At 69.3% G+C, this 18,881-nt stretch carries 18 protein-coding genes; 13 read left to right on the forward strand and 5 right to left on the reverse strand.

All coding sequences use genetic code 11. The features are described from left to right. The first annotated feature begins 52 nt into the window (after positions 1-52). From mshA to regX, 5 genes are all read left to right on the forward strand, one after another. Complete coding sequence (gene mshA / locus G6N56_RS20850) at positions 53-1,393, forward strand: D-inositol-3-phosphate glycosyltransferase (RefSeq protein ID WP_085258713.1); 1,341 nt, start codon at positions 53-55, stop codon at positions 1,391-1,393. After that, positions 1,390-1,962: a type III secretion system chaperone family protein gene (locus G6N56_RS20855; protein WP_142280874.1), complete on the forward strand. Its 573-nt coding sequence runs from the start codon at positions 1,390-1,392 to the stop codon at positions 1,960-1,962. Before mshA ends, G6N56_RS20855 begins: the two co-directional genes overlap by 4 nt. Positions 1,963-1,972: 10 nt before the next feature. Next, the gene (locus G6N56_RS20860) at positions 1,973-2,722 is read left to right on the forward strand and encodes a phosphoglyceromutase (protein ID WP_085258712.1); all 750 of its coding nucleotides are present in this window, start codon (positions 1,973-1,975) and stop codon (positions 2,720-2,722) included. Positions 2,723-2,873: 151 nt separating this feature from the next. Beyond that, positions 2,874-4,094, forward strand: a complete 1,221-nt coding sequence (locus G6N56_RS20865; protein ID WP_142280873.1) for a sensor histidine kinase — start codon at positions 2,874-2,876, stop codon at positions 4,092-4,094. A gap of 49 nt (positions 4,095-4,143) precedes the next feature. Further along, complete coding sequence (gene regX, locus G6N56_RS20870) at positions 4,144-4,827, forward strand: two-component sensory transduction protein RegX (RefSeq protein WP_085258800.1); 684 nt, start codon at positions 4,144-4,146, stop codon at positions 4,825-4,827. A gap of 92 nt (positions 4,828-4,919) precedes the next feature. On the opposite strand, the gene G6N56_RS20875 is transcribed toward regX, so the two are convergent. After that, positions 4,920-5,138: a ferric uptake regulation protein gene (locus G6N56_RS20875; RefSeq protein WP_085258710.1), complete on the reverse strand. Its 219-nt coding sequence runs from the start codon at positions 5,136-5,138 to the stop codon at positions 4,920-4,922. 610 nt (positions 5,139-5,748) lie between these two features. On the opposite strand from G6N56_RS20875, the gene G6N56_RS20880 reads away from it, so the two are divergent. Together G6N56_RS20880 and G6N56_RS20885 are read left to right on the forward strand one after the other, a co-directional pair. Next, positions 5,749-6,171: an MmpS family transport accessory protein gene (locus G6N56_RS20880; RefSeq protein ID WP_180150379.1), complete on the forward strand. Its 423-nt coding sequence runs from the start codon at positions 5,749-5,751 to the stop codon at positions 6,169-6,171. Beyond that, positions 6,168-9,104: an MMPL/RND family transporter gene (locus tag G6N56_RS20885; RefSeq protein ID WP_085258708.1), complete on the forward strand. Its 2,937-nt coding sequence runs from the start codon at positions 6,168-6,170 to the stop codon at positions 9,102-9,104. Before G6N56_RS20880 ends, G6N56_RS20885 begins: the two co-directional genes overlap by 4 nt. 269 nt (positions 9,105-9,373) lie before the next feature. Here G6N56_RS20885 and G6N56_RS20890 read toward each other — a convergent pair whose 3' ends face one another. The 3 genes from G6N56_RS20890 to G6N56_RS20900 are packed head-to-tail and all read right to left on the reverse strand — an operon-like array spanning position 9,374 to position 12,506. Continuing rightward, entirely contained in the window at positions 9,374-11,233 is a 1,860-nt protein-coding gene (locus G6N56_RS20890) for a GMC family oxidoreductase (RefSeq protein WP_085258707.1), read from the reverse strand. After that, complete coding sequence (locus G6N56_RS20895) at positions 11,230-11,559, reverse strand: hypothetical protein (RefSeq protein ID WP_085258706.1); 330 nt, start codon at positions 11,557-11,559, stop codon at positions 11,230-11,232. Before G6N56_RS20895 ends, G6N56_RS20890 begins: the two co-directional genes overlap by 4 nt. Then, on the reverse strand, positions 11,556-12,506 hold the full coding sequence (locus G6N56_RS20900) for a tocopherol cyclase family protein (RefSeq protein WP_085258705.1): 951 nt from the start codon (positions 12,504-12,506) through the stop codon (positions 11,556-11,558). The genes G6N56_RS20895 and G6N56_RS20900 overlap by 4 nt, the downstream gene beginning before the upstream one ends. 43 nt (positions 12,507-12,549) lie before the next feature. On the opposite strand from G6N56_RS20900, the gene G6N56_RS20905 reads away from it, so the two are divergent. Next, a complete protein-coding gene (locus tag G6N56_RS20905) occupies positions 12,550-13,272 on the forward strand; it encodes a FadR/GntR family transcriptional regulator (RefSeq protein WP_085258704.1) in 723 nt (240 codons plus the stop codon). 12 nt (positions 13,273-13,284) lie between these two features. Here the strand turns inward: G6N56_RS20905 and G6N56_RS20910 are convergent, their stop codons facing one another. Beyond that, positions 13,285-14,070: a DUF3109 family protein gene (locus tag G6N56_RS20910; protein ID WP_085258703.1), complete on the reverse strand. Its 786-nt coding sequence runs from the start codon at positions 14,068-14,070 to the stop codon at positions 13,285-13,287. Between the two features lie 106 nt (positions 14,071-14,176). Between G6N56_RS20910 and G6N56_RS20915 the strand changes: the two genes are divergently transcribed. From G6N56_RS20915 to proC, 5 genes are read left to right on the forward strand one after another with little or no spacing between them, the layout of a single operon-like run. Continuing rightward, positions 14,177-15,190 carry a Ppx/GppA family phosphatase gene (locus tag G6N56_RS20915; RefSeq protein ID WP_085258702.1) on the forward strand — a complete coding sequence of 338 codons (1,014 nt, stop codon included), beginning with the start codon at positions 14,177-14,179 and terminating at the stop codon, positions 15,188-15,190. Then, on the forward strand, positions 15,187-16,173 hold the full coding sequence (locus G6N56_RS20920) for an Rv0497 family membrane protein (protein ID WP_085258701.1): 987 nt from the start codon (positions 15,187-15,189) through the stop codon (positions 16,171-16,173). Before G6N56_RS20915 ends, G6N56_RS20920 begins: the two co-directional genes overlap by 4 nt. Before the next feature lie 17 nt (positions 16,174-16,190). Beyond that, on the forward strand, positions 16,191-17,030 hold the full coding sequence (locus G6N56_RS20925) for a sugar phosphate isomerase/epimerase family protein (protein ID WP_085258700.1): 840 nt from the start codon (positions 16,191-16,193) through the stop codon (positions 17,028-17,030). A 15-nt stretch (positions 17,031-17,045) separates the two neighbouring features. After that, on the forward strand, positions 17,046-17,885 hold the full coding sequence (locus G6N56_RS20930) for a thioesterase family protein (RefSeq protein WP_085258699.1): 840 nt from the start codon (positions 17,046-17,048) through the stop codon (positions 17,883-17,885). Positions 17,886-17,912: 27 nt separating this feature from the next. Continuing rightward, complete coding sequence (gene proC / locus G6N56_RS20935) at positions 17,913-18,788, forward strand: pyrroline-5-carboxylate reductase (RefSeq protein ID WP_180150381.1); 876 nt, start codon at positions 17,913-17,915, stop codon at positions 18,786-18,788. Positions 18,789-18,881 lie beyond the last annotated feature (93 nt).

Raw genomic sequence — 18,881 nt, forward strand, 5'->3', positions numbered from 1 at the left:
CGACCGGCCGCGCCCTTGGGCTTGCCGGAGTGGCGTCCTGTAAAGATGAGGTGTGCGGCACGATGAGGTCCTCCGGCGGGCAGACCCGCGCCGGGTAGCGGTGCTGGCGGTGCACACGTCGCCCCTGGCCCAGCCGGGCACCGGCGACGCCGGCGGCATGAACGTCTACGTGCTGCAGACGGCGCTGCATCTGGCCCGGCGGGGCATCGAGGTCGAGATCTTCACCCGGGCCACCGCGTCGGCGGACCCCCCGGTGCAGCGGGTGGCGCCGGGCGTGCTGGTGCGCAACGTGGTGGCAGGGCCGTTCGAGGGCCTGGACAAGTACGACCTGCCCACCCAGTTGTGTGCGTTCACGGCCGGAGTGCTGCGCGCGGAGGCGTCGCACGAGCCGGGCTATTACGACATCGTGCACTCCCACTATTGGCTGTCCGGCCAGGTCGGATGGCTGGCCCGCGACCGGTGGGCCGTGCCGCTGGTGCACACCGCCCACACGCTGGCGGCGGTCAAGAACGCGGCGCTGGCCGAGGGCGACGCGCCCGAGCCGCCGTTGCGCACGGTGGGCGAGCAGCAGGTGGTCGACGAGGCGGACCGGCTGATCGTCAACACCGAGGACGAAGCGAGGCAATTGATCTCGATCCATCGCGCCGACCCGGCCCGGATCGACGTGGTGCACCCGGGAGTGGACCTGGCCGTGTTCCGCCCGGGCGACCGGGCGGCGGCCCGGGCCGCGCTGGGCATCGCGCCCGACGAGGCCGTGGTGGCGTTCGTCGGGCGCATCCAGCCGCTGAAGGCGCCCGACATCGTGTTGCGGGCCGCGGCGAAGCTGCCCGGGGTGCGGGTCGTCGTCGCCGGCGGCCCGTCGGGCAGCGGCCTGGCCTCCCCCGGCGGGCTGGTCCGGCTGGCCGACGAACTCGGCATCACCGACCGCGTGACATTTCTGCCGCCACAGTCCCGTCCGGACCTGGCGACCCTGTTCCGGGCCGCGGATCTGGTTGCCGTGCCGAGCTATTCGGAGTCGTTCGGCTTGGTGGCGGTGGAGGCGCAGGCGTGCGGTACGCCGGTGGTGGCGGCCGCGGTGGGCGGCCTGCCGGTGGCGGTGCGCGACGGGATCACCGGCACATTGGTGCCGGGGCACGACGTCGATCGGTGGGCCGCCGCCCTGGACCGGCTGCTGCGGCTCGATTCGACGGAGGCCGGCGAGCTGGGCCGCGCGGCGGCCGCGCACGCGGCCACGTTCTCCTGGGACAACACCACCGACGCCTTGCTGGCCAGCTATCGCCGCGCGATCGGGGACTTCCCGGGCGAGCGGCAGCGCCGCGTCGGCGTCAAACCGGACCGGGCAGCCATGCGCAAGCCGCGCCGCTGGGCGTCGCGCCGCGGGGTCGGCGCATGACGCATTCCACCGAGTCGGTGCAGCGCGTCATCGTCGACGCGCTGGACGCCAGCGGGTTGACCTATTCGGACTTCGCCGGCGCGCACGGCGGGGGGCCGGGCCTGGTCGTCGAGTTGCCCGGCGAGCGCAAGCTCAAGACCAACACGATCCTGAGCATCGGCGAGCACTCGGTGCGCGTCGAGGCGTTCGTGTGCCGCAAGCCCGACGAGAACCACGAGGGCGTCTACCGGTTCCTGCTCAAGCGCAACCGGCGGCTCTACGGGGTGGCCTACACGCTGGACAACGTCGGCGACATCTACCTGGTCGGCCACATGTCGCTGGCGTCGGTGGACGCCGAGGAGATCGACCGGGTGCTCGGCCAAGTCCTCGAGGCGGTGGATTCCGACTTCAACACGTTGCTGGAGTTGGGCTTTCGCTCGTCGATCCAGAAAGAGTGGGAGTGGCGGGTGTCGCGCGGTGAGTCGCTGAAGAACCTGCAGGCGTTCGCCCATCTGCGCCCGACGACGATGCAGGCCGCTCAGCGGCCTGAGGAGGAGTCGGGCAATCTGATTGACGAAGACGGCGAATAAGCTAGCGGGCATGGGAGAAACTGCCACGCTGGTGCTGCTCCGCCACGGCGAGAGCGACTGGAACGCCCTCAACCTGTTCACCGGTTGGGTGGACGTCGGGCTGACCGAAAAGGGCCGCGCCGAAGCGGTGCGCAGCGGGGAGCTGCTGGCCGAGCAGGGCCTGATGCCCGACGTGCTGTACACCTCGCTGCTGCGACGCGCCATCACCACCGCCCACCTGGCGCTGGACGCCGCCGACCGGCTGTGGATCCCGGTGCGGCGCAGCTGGCGGCTCAACGAACGCCACTACGGCGCGCTGCAGGGCCTGAACAAGGCCGAGACCAAGGAACGCTACGGCGAGGAGCAGTTCATGGCCTGGCGGCGCAGCTACGACACGCCGCCACCCCCGATCGAGAAGGGCAGCGAGTTCAGCCAGGACACCGATCCCCGGTACGTCGACATCGGCGGCGGTCCGCTGACCGAATGCCTGGCGGACGTGGTGGCCCGCTTCCTGCCGTACTACACCGACGTCATCGTGCCGGATCTGCGGTTCGGCAAGACCGTGCTGATCGTCGCGCACGGCAACTCGCTGCGCGCCCTGGTCAAGCACCTCGACCGGATGTCCGACGACGACGTCGTCGGGCTGAACATCCCGACGGGGATCCCGCTGCGCTACGACCTCGACGCCGAGCTGCGGCCAGTCGTGCCGGGCGGTACCTATCTGGACCCGGAAGCGGCCGCCGCGGGCGCCGCGGCGGTTGCCAGCCAGGGGCGGGCCTGAGCCGGTCGTCGCCGTCGATCGTGTCCAAAAGGCATCTTTGCCAAACTTCGCGTAAACGAGAGCGGAACACCTGTGGCGCAAAATGTGACTTGTCCGATTTTGGCCTCGCTCCGCTAGGGCGGTGTTCAGGAAGATTTGTAGGATTTTCCATGTGACTGTGTTCTCGGCGCTGTTGCTGGCCGGGGTCTTATCGGTGCTGGCGCTGGCCGTAGGTGTTGCGGCCGGGTTCCGGCTGTCGGCACGGTCGCGCCAGTCCAATCAGCGGACGCCCGACCAGTGGACCGGGATCACCGTCGCGCAGATGCTGCAGCGGATCGTCGCGCTCATGCCGCTGGGCGTCGCCGTGGTGGATTCGCACCGCGACGTGGTCTACCTCAACGATCGGGCCAAGGAGCTGGGCCTGGTGCGCGACCGGCAGCTCGACGACCAGGCGTGGCAGGCCGCGCACCAGGCGCTCAGCGGGGACGACGTCGAGTTCGACCTGCGGCCGACCAAGCGTTCGGGCGGCAGGTCGGGGCTGGCGGTGCACGGGCAGGCCCGGTTGCTGAGCGAGGAGGACCGCCGCTTCGCCGTGGTCTTCGCCCATGACCAGTCTGACTACGCGCGCATGGAGGCCACCCGGCGCGACTTCGTCGCCAACGTGAGCCACGAGCTCAAGACGCCGGTGGGCGCGATGGCCCTGCTCGCCGAGGCGCTGTTGGCGTCGGCGGACGACTCCGAAACCGTGCGCCGGTTCGCCGAGAAGGTGCTCGTCGAAGCCAACCGGCTGGGCGACATGGTCGCCGAGCTGATCGAGCTCTCCCGGTTGCAGGGCGCCGAGCAGCTGCCGAATGTCACCGAGGTAGAGGTCGATACCGTTGTCTCCGAAGCGATTTCGCGTCACAAGGTGGCCGCCGACAATGCCGATATCGAGGTCCGCACCGACGCGCCCAGCCGCTTGAAGGTGCTCGGCGACGAGACGCTGCTGGTGACCGCCCTGGCCAACCTGGTCTCCAATGCGATCGCGTATTCGCCGCGCGGATCGCTGGTGTCGATCAGCCGTCGGCGCCGCGGCGACAACGTGGAGATCGCCGTCACCGACCGCGGCATCGGGATTGCCCTGGAGGACCAGGAGCGCGTCTTCGAGCGCTTCTTCCGGGGGGACAAGGCGCGCTCGCGCGCCACCGGCGGCAGCGGGCTGGGGCTGGCCATCGTCAAGCACGTCGCCGCCAATCACAACGGCAGCATCGGGGTGTGGAGCAAGCCGGGGACGGGGTCGACGTTCACGCTGTCGATTCCGGCTTATCAGGACAGCGATGAGGAACCCGAGCAACTGCGCGGCCGCGAGGTGCGGCCCAGCAGGTCCGAAAGAGAGGAAGAGCTAAGCCGATGACCCGCGCCTACGACGCCGAAGTACGCCGTGATGAGAAGGAGTGGCGCTGATGACCAGTGTGTTGATCGTGGAGGACGAGGAGTCGCTCGCCGACCCGCTGGCCTTTCTCCTGCGTAAGGAGGGCTTCGAGGCCACGGTGGTGACCGACGGGCCGGCCGCGCTCGCCGAGTTCGACCGCACCGGTGCCGACATCGTGCTGCTGGACCTGATGCTCCCGGGGATGTCGGGCACCGACGTCTGCAAGCAGCTGCGCGCCCGTTCCGGTGTCCCGGTGATCATGGTGACCGCGCGGGACAGCGAGATCGACAAGGTCGTCGGTCTGGAGCTCGGCGCCGACGACTATGTGACCAAGCCGTATTCGGCGCGGGAGCTCATCGCCCGGATCCGCGCCGTGCTGCGCCGCGGCGGGGACGACGACTCCGAGATCAGTGATGGCGTGCTGGAGTCCGGGCCGGTCCGGATGGACGTCGAGCGCCACGTCGTCTCGGTCAACGGCGACGTGATCACCTTGCCGCTCAAGGAGTTCGATCTGCTCGAGTACCTGATGCGCAACAGCGGCCGGGTGCTCACCCGGGGTCAGCTGATCGATCGGGTGTGGGGCGCGGACTACGTCGGCGACACCAAGACGCTCGACGTCCACGTCAAGCGCCTGCGGTCCAAGATCGAAGCGGACCCGGCCAACCCGGTGCATCTGGTCACGGTGCGGGGGTTGGGCTACAAGCTCGAGGGCTAGCCCCCCGGGTATTTGTCGCGAGGGCTCGACTTCATCGAGGAAGTCGATTTCGCAGCAGAAAGTGGCGAGGCGTTGGTCTGCAATAACGCGGATCAGCGCGCTGCCTTCGCGGCCTCGCTGCGAGCTTTATCTTTCACGTGGGTCGAGCAACAATGCGTCATATCGCAATGGAACCGGTCACCGCATTCCGGCGAACAATAGTTCGCGGCAGCCGGAAGCCACTCCGGATCGGACAGGTCATGCCATCGGTCGTTCGGATCGAACGTGTGGCCACAATGCAGACAGGTCTTGACCTTGGTCTTGGTCGCCATGCAGGTCAGGGTACGCGCCGTGGACCCAGATCGGTGCTGGTTTCAGATCGACGCCGACAATTGACTCCACGCGAAACGAATGTCGTGTGAGTGGAAGTGACTTCTTCTGTATCAGCGAATTACTTTTTGAAACTAACTCAGCTGTCATCGCTTCTCACTACCGCCTTTGTGAGAGCACTCGCGGCATCTCATCGAGACCGGCGGGAGCAACTCGGCCAAGTAGCAATTCGGCGGCCGGCAGGGAATTGCCCTGCAGCGCATGACGTCTGTATGTCGCAGACTCAAACAACCGTCCCCGAGGCCGTTCGCCTATCACCCGGACGCGCGTATCCGCTGCCGAGCGTCGCTGGTGCTCTCGGCATGCGAGTAGCCCATCCCGGCGTTAAGTCGTCACCGGGGCTGTCACCGGGCAAACGGATCGGGATCGGGCACGACAAGCCGCGCCGTTACGGCCCCCACGGGCGACGTGGCTCCGACCCGACGGCGCACCGTAGGAATTAACTCGGGGACCATGGCGTTCGCCTAGCCGTGGCGCACGCGACGAAATGTGTCGACAGATGAAATCTCTTAACATCGGCCCGTCGGGCAGTCGTGATCGGGGGGAGCCATGTTGACGCTAATCAAGCGGGCATGGGTTCCGCTGGTCGTGATCGTGGCGGTGATCGTCGGCGGCGTTGCAGTGGACCGCCTCAGCAGTGTCTTCCCCGGACCCGGCGTACCCAAGCCCGATCCGCGGGATGCCACGCCCCCGTACGCGGCCAAGACCGCCGTTTACGAAATCCTGGGGCCGCCCGGGACGACCGGCGTCGTCAACTGGATGGATGCGGACGCGCAACCGCAGAAAGCCAACTTCACCACGTTGCCGTGGTCGCAGACGATAGTCGCCGAAATGCCCGGCATCTTCGCCTACGTTGTCGCCCAAGGTGACAGCCCCTATATCGGCTGCCGGATCACCGTCGACGGCAAATTGGTCGATCAACAACAGGTCGACGCGCGCGATGCACAGGTTTCCTGCTTGGACAAGTCCGCGTGACCGGCGACACCGGCGACACGGACGAAATCCCCGTCGCACAACCCGCCGACGCTGAGCGAAAACCCCGTGTGGCCCGCACCATCCGCATCCTGGCGCTGCCGATCGTCGTGTTCTGGGTGCTGATCGCGGTCGGCGTCAACGTGTTCGTCCCACAGTTGGAGCAGGTTGCCGAGGACGTCTCGGTGCCGCTGTCGCCCGCCGACGCGCCGTCGGTCACCGGGATGAAGAGGATCGGGGAGAAATTCAAGGAATACGACTCCGACAACCTCGTCCTGGTCACCCTGGTCGGTGACAAGCCTCTCGGCGAGGACGCGCACCGGTTTTACGACGACCTGGTCAAGAAGCTGCAGCAGGACACCGACCACGTCGAGCATGCGCTCAATTTCTGGGGGCAGCGATTCACGTCCTCGGGTGTCGAGAGCTATGACCACAAGGCCGCCTACGTCCAGGTCAACCTGCGCGGGGACCAGGGCGGAGCCGTCGGCGACAAGTCGGTTGCCTCGGTTCGCAAGATCGTTGCGGAGTCGAAGCCGCCGCCGGGGGTGAAGGCTTACGTCGCGGGTCAGGGGGCCCTGACCGCCGACACGATCGTGGTCGGCAACGAGAGCCTGTTCAAGATGACGATCATCACCATCGTGATCATCGCGATCATGCTGACGTTCGTCTATCGGTCCATCGGCACCGTGCTGTTGACGATGCTGATCTTGTTCGTCGGGCTGGCCACCGGGCGAGGCGTCGTGGCGCTGCTGGGCGACACCGGCATCATGGGGCTGTCGACCTTCGCCGTCAACTTGCTGACGGCGCTGGCCATCGCGGCTGGTACCGACTACGCGATATTCATGGTGGGCCGCTACCAGGAGGCTCGTGAACGGAGGCTGGACCGCGAAGCCGCCTACTACGACACCTTCGCCGGTGTCACCAAGGTGGTGCTGGGCTCGGGTTTGACGATTGTCGGGGCGCTGGCCTGTCTGCATTTCACGCGGCTGCCCTATTTCAGTTCGCTGGCGTTTCCGTGCGCCGTCGGTCTGTTGGTGGTGGTGGCCGCGGGAGTGACCCTGACGCCGGCGCTGATCGTGGTCGCAAGCCGCTTCGGTTTGTTCGACCCGAAGCGAAAGTTCAACTACACCCGGTGGCGACGCCTGGCGACGGCCATCGTGCGGTGGCCGGCACCCATCCTCGCCACCTCGGTCATCCTGGCGATCGTCGGCGCCATCGGATTGATGGGCTTCAACCCGCGCTACAACGACCTGTACTACCTGCCGCACAGCGCTTCCTCGGTCCAGGCGTACGACGCGGCCGATCAACACTTCACCCAGGCCCGTCTGAACCCGGACATCCTGATGATCGAATCGGACCACGATCTGCGCAATCCCACCGACATGCTGGTCCTGGACAAGATCGCGGGCGCCATCTTCCGGGTGCCCGGCATCGAACGGGTGCAGAGCATCACCAGACCCCTTGGGCCACCTATCCAAGACGGATCCGTCCCGTTCCAGCTCAGCGTCCAAAGCGCGCCGATCCGGGACAACCTGAGCTACCTGAAGGACCGGGTCGCCGACATCAAGAAGATCATCGGTGATCTCGACACGCTCATCTCCCTCTTGCAGCGCACGTACACGGTGACCCAGGAGCTCGCGAACGCCGCGGACGACAGCGCGAAAACCGCGGGGAACACCGCGGCCATCACGGACGAAATCCGGGACCACTTCGCGGATTTCGACGACTTCTGGAGACCCATTCGCAGTTACTTCTATTGGGAGAGGCACTGCTACGACATCCCGATCTGCTGGTCGCTGCGAAGCCTGTTCGACGCCCTGGACGGGTTCGATCAGCTCGCCGAGCAGTTCCACAGTCTCACCAACGACCTCAACCACACGGCCGCGGCCACACACCAGCTGCTGGAGATCATTCCCCAGATCATCGGCACGTCGACGGCGATCCGGAATACGACGTCGACCATCTACAGCACGTTCGACAACCTGATAATTCAGTTCGACCGGCTGACCGACACGAACGCCGTGATGGGCAAGTCCTTCAACGACTCTCAGGTGGAGAGCCTCTTCTACCTGCCGCCGGAAATCTTCCAGAACCCCGACTTCCTGCTGGGGTTGAGCCTGATGGTGTCGCCGGACGGTAAGGCCGCTCGCTTCATCATCACGCACGCGGTGGACCCCGCGACGACGCAGGGAATCGCGTCGGTCGATCAGGAGCGCCAGGCGGCCAAGGAGGCGCTGAAACTCACCTCGCTGCAGAATGCCGACATCTACCTCGGCGGCACGGCCGCGACGTTCTACGACATCGCCAACGGCGCGAAGTACGACCTTATGATCGCCGGGATCGCCTCGATCGTGCTCATCTTCATCATCATGGTGATCGTCACCCGGGCGTTGGTCGCGGCCGCGGTCATCGTCGGCACGATCGTGATGTCGCTGGGGGCCGCCTTCGGGTTCTCGACGCTGATCTGGCAGCATCTGCTTAATTTCCAGCTGCATTGGGTGGCAACGGAATTCGCGCTGATCGTGCTCTTGGCGGTGGGGTCTGACTACAACCTGATGCTGGTGTCCCGGATCGAGGAAGAGATCGGAGCCGGCCTGAAAACGGGACTCATCCGCGGCATGGGTGTCACCGGCCCGGTGGTGACCGCCGCCGGTGTGGTGTTCGCCGTCACCATGGGCGCGATGATCACCAGCGACCTTCGGGCGATCGGTCAATTCGGCACGACGATCGGACTCGGCCTCCTGTTCGACACCTTCGTCGTCCGATCGCTCATCACGCCGTCGATCATGACGGTGATGGGACGGTGGTTCTGGTGGCCGAAGCGGGTACGGGTCCGCCCGGCGAGCCAGATGCTTCGGTCCGTCGGGCCGCGGCCGCTGGTCCGCGCATTGCTGTACCAGCCGCGGCATGCGGTCCCGGCCGACACGCAGACGTAGCGCCGCGCGCACGCGGTTGCCGCGCGGAGACCTCGAAGACGGGCGGCACACGCGAGGCCATGTCGCAGTGGCGATGTATGGCGTCCCGTAGGCCATGCGAGAGTACTGCCACCAGATTCAGTGTGCGTCGACGGCGTCGATTGTGAACTGAGAGCGGGGTTTCGGCCGTGAGGCCGACCCGGGCGCACACTGAAAACGCTGGGCGCACACTGAAAACGCTGGGCGCACACCGAAAACCCGTGACGCACACTAAAACCCTGCGTGCACACTCAACCGGAGCGGGCGGCGACCACCTCGTCGGCGACGGCCAGCGCCAAGGCCATGATCGACACCTGCGGGTTCACCTCGGGGCAGCTGGGCAGGATCGACGCGTCGGCCACCCACACGCCGTCCGTGCCGCGCAGCCGGCCGGTTTCGTCGACGGGGCACCGCTGCCCGTCGGCACCCGCGGCCGCGGTGCCCGTGGGGTGAAAGGCGGCCAGGTGCAGGCCTCGGGGGTCGCTGCGCCGCAGCGCATCCTGGAGCGCGGGCAGCGACGTCACCGTCGGCGCATCCGGCAGACCGGTGAGGACCTCCACCGCGCCGGCGGCGAACAGCAACCGTCCCATGGCTTCGATCGCCACCATCAGCTTCTCGACGCCGGACCGGTCGATGTTGTAGCGCAGCAGCGTCTCGCCCCGCACTGAGGACACCGAGCCGACGCCCTTGTCGGCCACCATGGCGCCGAACGTCGCGACGTGCGCCGCCCGGTCCAACCAGCCGAGCAGGTCGGCGCCGTAGCCGGGAAAGACCATCGACCCCATGCCCGGCGGCGTCGAGGTCGCTTCGATGAGCACGCCGTGCGACTCGTGGAACTCGTGCACGGCGGCGCTCTGCAGGACGCCGCGCCAGGCGACGACGTCGTCGTCGAAGCGGCCGGCAAGCATCGTCGCCGGATGCACGGCGAGGTTACGACCCAGCCGCGGGTGCGCACCAAGTCCGCTGCGCCGCAACAGCCCGGGCGTCTCGGTGGCGCCGGCGGCCACGATCACCGTGTCGGCCAGGACGTCGAGCGCCGTGCCGTCGGGTCGCCGGGCGCGCACGCCGCGGGCGCGCCCGTTCCCGTGCAGCACCCGTTCGGCGCGGGCCCGCGCGATGATCCGGGCGCCCGCCGCGCAGGCCTGGGGGAGGGCGTTGAGGTGCACGCCGAACTTGGCGTTGCGCGGGCAGCCGATGGCGCACTGGCAGCAGCCCTCACAGCCCGGCGCGTTGCGCGGGATGGGTGCCGCCTGCCATCCGAGCGTTTCGGCGGCGTCGAGCAGCAGCCGCCCGTTGCGCCCCATGATCTGCAGCGGCACCGGCGCGACCCGCAGGGTCCCCTCGACGTCGTCCAGGTGGCCGGCCAGCCGGTCCGGGTCGGCCAGGCCGAGCCCGAACTCGTCGCGCCAGCGCCGCTGCACGGTCGCCGGAGGCCGGTAACAGGTGCCGGAGTTCACCACGGTGGTGCCCCCGACGGCGCGGCCGATCGGCAGCACCACCGACGGGCGTCCGAGCGCGACGGTGGCCCCCGCCCCGCGGTACAAGCCGGCGTAGCGATCCATCGGGTGGGTGGTGCGGAACTCCTCGACCGTCCAGCGCCGCCCCTCCTCGATCAGGACGGTGTCGAGGCCGCGCCGCGCCAGGGTGCGGGCCGCCATCGCGGCGCCGGCGCCCGACCCGACGATCACCGCGTCGGCAGTGACGACCGACGGGCTGTCGTCGGATTCGATGACGGTCAGGGCCGCGTCGGGGCGCGCCACCTCGTGCTCCTGGGCGCGGGCCAGCAGTTCCGGCGCGTGGGTGGCGGCGCCGTTGGCGAGCAGCACGATCGCCTTCATCGCTTCCAGGGCCGCGCCGACGTCGGGGTTCAGGCCGGCGACCCGGCGCAGCACCCGGTCGCGCTCGCCGGGGCCGAGCCGCGACAAGGACCGCCCGGTGGTGAGATAGCTGGCCGCGGACACGCCGAAAAGACCGGCCCGCAAGGCCATTCGCGAGCTTGCCGGCAGCTGCGTGAGGTAGCGGTCGACGCGGTCTTGGAGCTCGTCCGGGGCGGGGCCGCCGTGTTCCTCGGGCAGCAGGGCGCCGCCGAACGAGGCGGCGAGCCGGCTCATGCCCGGCGCCCGAGCCGGCGCCCCAGCTTGATGAACATTGGATAGGTCGCGAAGATACCCCCCGCGGCGGCGTGCATGGGCCAGTCGAGCTGCTCGGTCTGCACGGCGAAAACGCCGCTGTTCCACATGAAGTCGCGGCCGTTGCGGGCGCGGAAGGGGCGCCACAGCGCACCCAGCCCGGGCACGTTGTTGTACAGCCCGAACGACCCGCCGAAGAACACCCCCAGGGTGGCGGCCTCGGCTACGTCGCGGCGCTCGGCCGGTAGACGGCGCTCGATCAGCACTCCGGCCGCGAGCAGCAACGGCGGGTCGAAGAGAAAGCTCATGTCGGGATCCTTTCGTTGAGGGCGGGTGCCCCGGCACCGCGCAGGCCCACCTCGGCGTGCCCGGTGCCCAGCACCGACCAGTGCCGGTCGTCGATGTCGAGGTGGATGTCGGCCTGTTCGGTGTTGGTGCACACCGCCCTGCCGCCGTCGGGATCGGTGTAACCGAGACTCACGCACCGTTCCGGGCGCTGGTCGACCCGAATCAGCACCCTGCGCCCGCCGATGCGTCCCTCCAGCTGCCAGTGCCGGAGGCCGAGCGTGGTCCGCATCCGCAGGGAGGGCAAATTGCTTGCGGGCCAATCCTTTCCGTCGATGCGGAAACGGACGAATGTTATCGGCGCCAGCCGCCGCAGCCCGGGCTTGTGTGACACGGCCGTGACGGCCTCCACGATGTCGCCGCCGCCGAGGTCGGCGTGGATCCATCCCCAGCGCTTGGCGTTGCCGTGCCCGTAGATGTGGGCGACCGCGCCGCGCCAGCCGTCGAGCCGGAGAGGCTCGCCGGCGACGGTCACCGAGCCGGCGAAGTCGGCGGTGGGGGCGAGCACGACCTGGGCGCCGGGCAGCAACTCGCGCTCCCACGCGGCCCGGGGAAAGGTCCACAGCGGCGCGCCGGAGTCCTTCCAGGACAGGTCCCAGGCGATCGACCGGGCGCGTCCGCCGAGGTGTTCGGGGGCGACTCGCGCGCCCGCGGCGTCGAACCACAGGGCCCCGGCGGCGGGGCGGACGGGCTCCGGGCCGAACCGCTCGGTGCGCGGCGGCCCGTCGGCCGGAAACCAGGTCGCCCAGCCGTGGGCGTAGGCGTCGCCCTGCAGCGGTGCCACCGTCTCGCAGTGCACCCACAGGCCGGCACGGGTGACCGGGTCGGACAGGGTGGCGTACCAGACCTCCAGCCGCCCGGGCTTGCCCCGCCAGCGCGGGGACGCGGCCGATCGCAGTTCGTCGTCCATTGCTCACCTCCGGTCGATCGGGTCCACTATATTGGTTGAACCAATGAACCAGTCAACTCCCCTTCAACCGCCCGACCGGCAGCGCGTCGACGAACAGATCGCCGCGTCGATCGCCGACGCCATCCTCGACGGCGTCTTCCCGCCCGGCTCGGCCCTGCCGCCGGAGCGGGAGCTGGCCGAAAGGCTGGAGGTCAACCGCACGTCGCTGCGGCAGGGGCTGGCCCGGCTGCAGCAGATGGGCCTGATCGAGGCCCGGCATGGCAGCGGGAACGTGGTGCGCGACCCGCAGGGGCTGACCCACCCCGCGGTGGTCGAGGCGCTGGTCCGCAAACTGGGCCCCGAGTTCCTCGTCGAGCTGCTGGAGATCCGCGCCGCGCTGGGCCCGCTGATCGGCCGGCTCGCCGCGCAGCGCGGCGGTCCCGAAGACGCCGATGCGTTGCGCGCCGCGTTGGCCGCGGTGCAGGACGCCGACGGCGCCGCGGCGCGCCAGGCCGCCGACCTCGACTACTTCCGGGTGCTCATCCACTGCAGCCGGAACCGCGCGTTGGGATTGCTGTATCGCTGGGTCGAGCAGGCCTTCGGCGGCCGCGAGCACGAGCTCACCGCTGCCTACGACGACGCGGGCCCGGTGGTGGCCGACCTGGCGGCGATCACCGAGGCGGTGCTGGCGGGCGACGCGGCGGCGGCCGGCGCGGCCGTCGAGGCGTACCTGCTCGCCAGCGCGCAACGAATGGTGTTGGCGTACACCAACATTCAGCCGGGCTGAGCCGGGCCGCGGCTAGTCGGCGATCCGCGTCGCCGGGTGCACCGCGACGAGGCCTAACTTGCTGCGGCGCTTGCACATTGCCGCCAGCTCCGCGTAGGCCTTGGCGCCCAGCAGCTCGGTGAGCTCGTCGGCCATGCTCTCCCACACCTGCTTGGCGCCGACGTGGGCGCCCGGATCACCGGTGCAGTACCAGTGCAGGTCGGCGCCGCCGGAACCCCAGCCGCGCCGGTCGTATTCGGTGACCCACGTCTTGAGGATCTCGGTGCCGTCCGGCCGGGTCACCCACTCCTGGCTGCGCCGGATCGGCAGCTGCCAGCACACGTCGGGCTTCATGGTCAGGGGCGGCACGCCCAGCTGGAGCGCCTTGATGTGCAGTGCGCATCCGGCGCCCGCGGCAAACCCCGGCCGGTTCAGGAAGATGCACGCTTCCTTGTGCTTGCGGGTGCGGTATTGGGGCTGGCCGTCGTGCTCGTCGAGTTCGAGGTACCCCTTGCGGCCCAATCCCTTCTCGCGGAACTGCCAGTCGTCGTCGGTCAGCTGCTCCACCGCGGCATCGAGGCGGGCGCGGTCGTCGTCGTCGGACAGGAACGCCCCGTGCGAGCAGCAGCCGTCATCCGGGCGGCCCGCCACCGTGCCGTGGCACGCGGGCGTGCCGAACACGCACGTCCACCGCGACAGCAACCAGGTGAAGTCGGCCGCGATCAGGTGCTCGGGATTGTCCGGGTCGTAGAACTCCACCCACTCACGGGCGAAGTCGAGCTCGACCTCGTGTCCCGGCCCAGCCTGCGAATCCGCCACGGAGTCAACGTTAGACCACGATTCCCGCTGCTCGGCACGTCGACACCCGGCCTAACCGCGCCGGGCAGCGATACGCCGATCCCGGCGTCCAGCTAGTTTGATTACCGTGCGATTGGGCGTGCTCGACGTGGGCAGCAACACGGTTCATCTCCTGGTGGTTGATGCGCACCGTGGCGGGCATCCCACGCCTATGAGTTCGACGAAGGCCACGCTGCGGCTGGCCGAGTCGATCGACAGCTCGGGAAAGATCACCAAGCGCGGCGCCGAGAAGCTGATTTCCACGATCGACGAGTTCGCCAAGATCGCGGACAGCTCCGGTTGCGCCGAGCTCATGGCCTTCGCGACCTCCGCGCTGCGCGACGCCGTGAACTCCGACGACGTGCTGGGCCGCGTCCGAAAGGAGACCGGTGTCGAGCTTAAGGCGCTGAGCGGGGTCGACGAGTCGCGGCTGACCTTCCTGGCGGTGCGCCGCTGGTACGGCTGGAGCGCGGGCCGCATCATCAATCTCGACATCGGTGGTGGCTCCCTGGAGATGTCCAGCGGCGTCGACGAGGACCCCGAGGTGGCGCTGTCGCTGCCGCTGGGCGCCGGGCGGCTGACCCGCGAATGGCTGCCCGACGACCCGCCGGGCCGGCGCCGGGTGGCGATGCTGCGGGACTGGCTGGATGCCGAGCTGGCCGAGGCCAGCGAGCAGGTGCTCGACGCCGGGCAGCCCGACCTGGCGGTCGCGACGTCGAAGACCTTCCGCTCGCTGGCGCGGCTCACCGGGGCGGCGCCGTCCGCGGCCGGGCCAAGGGTGAAGCGGACGCTGACGGCAAACGGCCTCAGGCAACTCATATCTTTCATCTCTAGGATGACCACCGCTGACCGCGCGGAACTGGAGGGAGTGAGCGCCGAGCGGGCCCCCCAGATCGTGGCGGGCGCCCTGGTGGCCGAGGCGAGCATGCGAGCCCTGTCGATCGAGATGGTGGACATCTGCCCGTGGGCATTACGGGAAGGTCTCATCTTGCGCAAACTCGACAGCGAAGCCGACGGAACCGCCCTCATGGAAACCTCTGTGCGGGATGCTGGAGGACAGGCAGTGGATCGGGATGGGAACCGATCGAAAGGCGACAAATGACCGGACCACACTCCGAGACCGAGAGCCCGAGCACTCGGCCCATCTCGGTGGCCGAGTTGCTGGCCAGGAACGGCACCATCGGCGCCCCGGCGGTCACCCGGCGGCGCCGCCGTCGCCGCGGCGACAGCGACGCGGTCACGGTCGCCGAGCTCACCGGCGAAATCCCGGTCGTTCGCGACGACCAACACGACGACATCGAGTCCCCCGCGACGGTCCAGGTCGCCGAGCCGGCTCCCGAGGTGGCCCCACCCCCCGCGCCCGCTCCCGAGACTCTCGACACCAGGGACCGCCCGAAGCCCGCCTACTGGTCGGAACCCGAGCCCCGCTGGCCCAAGTCGGCGCCGCAGCCCGACCGCGCCTCCGGGCCCGAGCGCAGCGAGTACCCGCGTCCCCCGCGCCGCGCCGATGCCGTGCCCGCCGAGCAGGGCGGCCCGGCCGGCGCTGAGGACATGAGCCCGGACCCGGTGGACCACTACGCGGACATCCCGGTGGACATCATGGACGCCGAGATCCGCGAGGCGGAACCCGGCACCGACGACGATTCGGCGTACGTGCGCTCCTATCTGCGCGACTCGGACTCCACGCTGTTCGGCGGCCAGACCCTGGCGGACGAGGTGGCCCGGCGGGGCGGCGCGCGGTCGGTGACCGACGAGGCGGCCGAGGAGGGCCGTGACGTCGACGGTGACCATGACCGCGCCCTGGGCGTCGGGGGCCGGCTGGAGGCGCTGTGGCGCGGCAGCGTGGTGGTGTTCCAGTCGGTGCTGGCCGTCGTGTTCGGGGCCGGGTTGTTCGTGGCCTTCGACCAGCTGTGGCGCTGGAACAGCATCGTCGCGCTGGTGCTGTCGGTGCTGGTGATCCTCGGCCTGGTGGTCGGGGTCCGGGTGGTGCGCAAGACCGAGGACATCGCCAGCACACTGATCGCGGTTGCGGTGGGGGCGCTGATCACCCTGGGCCCGCTGGCGCTCTCGTTGCAGTCGGGCTAGGCGACCCTCCCAGACCGTTGCGCCCCGCGATCAAAGTCGGACTGTCGACGGCCTCGGTGTATCCCCTGCGGGCCGAGGCCGCGTTCGAGTACGCGGCCCGGCTCGGCTACGACGGGGTCGAGCTGATGGTGTGGAGCGAGTCGGTCAGCCAGGACATCGACGCCGTGCAGAAGCTGTCCCGGCGCTACCGGGTGCCGGTGCTGTCCGTGCACGCGCCCTGCCTGCTGATCTCGCAGCGGGTGTGGGGCGCCAACCCGATTCCGAAGCTGGAGCGCAGCGTGCGGGCCGCCGAACAGTTGGGCGCGCAGACCGTCGTCGTGCATCCTCCGTTTCGCTGGCAGCGCCGCTACGCGGAGGGGTTCAGCGAACAGGTCCGAGACCTCGAAGCATCGAGCGAGGTGCTGGTGGCGGTGGAGAACATGTTCCCGTTCCGCGCGGACCGGTTCTTTCCCGGTCAGTCGCGCGAACGGATGCGCCGGCGCGGCGGCGGCCCCGGGCCGGCCATCTCCGCGTTCGCGCCGTCCTACGACCCGCTGGACGGCAACCACGCGCACTACACGCTGGACCTGTCACACACCGCGACGGCCGGCAGCGACTCGCTGGACATGGCCCGCCGGATGGGCGACGGGCTGGTCCACCTGCACCTGTGTGATGGGAGCGGCCTGCCCGCCGACGAGCACCTGATCCCGGGGCGCGGCACCCAGCCGACCGCCGAGGTGTGCCAGCTGCTGGCGGCCGGCCAGTTCGCCGGGCACGTCATCCTCGAGGTGTCCACCTCCAGCGCGCGGTCGGCCAGTGAGCGTGAAAGCATGCTCACCGAATCGTTGCAGTTCGCCCGCACGCACCTGCTGCGGTGACACCACCGGGAGACCATGAACGCGTTATTCACCACCGCGATGGCATTGCGGGAGGCCGAGCCGGGCGTGTTCGAGGCGGAACTGAACGAGCACTGGACCATCGGGCCCAAGGTTCACGGCGGCGCCATGCTGGCGCTGTGTGCCAACGCCGCCCGCGCCGCGGGTGACGGGCAGGCCCTCGGAGTAGAACCCGTCGCCCTGTCGGCGAACTTCCTGTGGGCGCCGGATCCCGGACCGATGCGGGTGGTGACGTCGATCCGCAAACGCGGGCGCCGCATCAGCGTGGCCGACGTCGAGCTCACCCAGGGCGGGCGCACCGCGGTGCACGCCGTGGTGAACCTGGGGGAGCCCGAGCATTTCCCGCCCGACGACTCCGGAGAGGGCGCCAGGCCCCTGCTGTCGGCGAACCCGGTGGTGGACCTGATGGCGCCGGAACCGCCCGACGACATCGAGCCGATCGGGCCCGGCCATCCGCTGTCGGGCCTGGTCCACCTGGGGGAGGGCTGCGACGTGCGGCCGCTGCTGTCGACGATGCAGCCCAGCGCGGACGGCCGCCCGCCGATGATCCAGATGTGGGCACGCCCCCGCGGCGTGGCCCCGGACCCGCTGTTCGCGCTGATGTGCGGCGACCTGTCGGCGCCGGTGACCTTCGCCGTCGACCGCACCGGCTGGGCGCCCACCGTCCAGCTCACCGCCTATCTGCGTGCCGTTCCGGCCGACGGCTGGCTGCGGATCCTCGCCACCTGCATGGAGATCGGCCACGACTGGTTCGACGAAGACCACATCGTGGTCGACAGCCTGGGTCGGCTCGTCGTGCAGGCGCGTCAACTGGCCCTAGTCCCTGCGGCTCGCTGACCGTCGTCGTCTGCGATGCTGTCCGGCATGGCAAGAATCGCGATCATCGGTGGCGGCAGCATCGGGGAGGCACTGCTGTCGGGGCTGCTGCGCGCGGGCCGGCAGGTCAAGGATCTGGTCGTGGCCGAGCGGGTGCCCGAGCGCGCCAAGTATCTGGCGGACACCTATTCGGTGTTGGTCGCCCCGGTCGCGGACGCGGTGGACAACGCGACCTTCGTCGTCGTCGCCGTCAAACCGGCCGATGTCGAGCAGGTGATGGGGGAGGTGTCCCGGGTGGCCGCCGCGGCCGAGAGCGACACCGCGGAGCAGGTTTTCGTGACGGTGGCGGCGGGCGTCACGACCTCGTACTTCGAGTCCAAGCTGCCGGCCGGGGCGCCCGTGGTGCGGGCGATGCCCAACGCGGCGGCGCTCGTCGGCGCCGGGGTCACCGCCCTGGCCAAGGGCCGGTTCGTCACCCCCGCACAGCTCGAGGAGGTCTCGGCGCTCTTCGACTCCGTGGGTGGCGTGCTGGTCGTCCCCGAGTCCCAGATGGACGCCGTGACCGCGCTCTCCGGCTCGGGACCCGCCTATTTCCTGCTGATGGTCGAGGCGCTGGTCGACGCCGGGGTCGCTGCGGGACTGACCCGGCAGGTGGCCACGGACCTGACGGCGCAGACGATGGCCGGGGCGGCCGCCATGCTGCTGGAACGGCTCGACTCGGACTCCGAGGCCGCCGCCGAGCAGGCGCCGGGAATGTTGCCCGACGCCACCGCGGTGCAGCTGCGGGCCACGGTCACGTCACCCGGTGGGACCACCGCCGCTGGGCTGCGCGAACTCGAACGAGGCGGGCTCCGGGTGGCCGTCGACGCTGCCGTTCAGGCCGCGAAAATGCGCTCTGAGCAGCTAAGAATTACATCGGAATAATTAAAGATTTTCGGACTGATTGTCCCCCACCAGTACCAGTAACCCCATTAGTCCCGCTATTCTCCTCTTTGTATGCACGCGTGGGTGCCAGCG

Source organism: Mycobacterium saskatchewanense (assembly GCF_010729105.1).
Taxonomy (GTDB): domain Bacteria; phylum Actinomycetota; class Actinomycetes; order Mycobacteriales; family Mycobacteriaceae; genus Mycobacterium; species Mycobacterium saskatchewanense.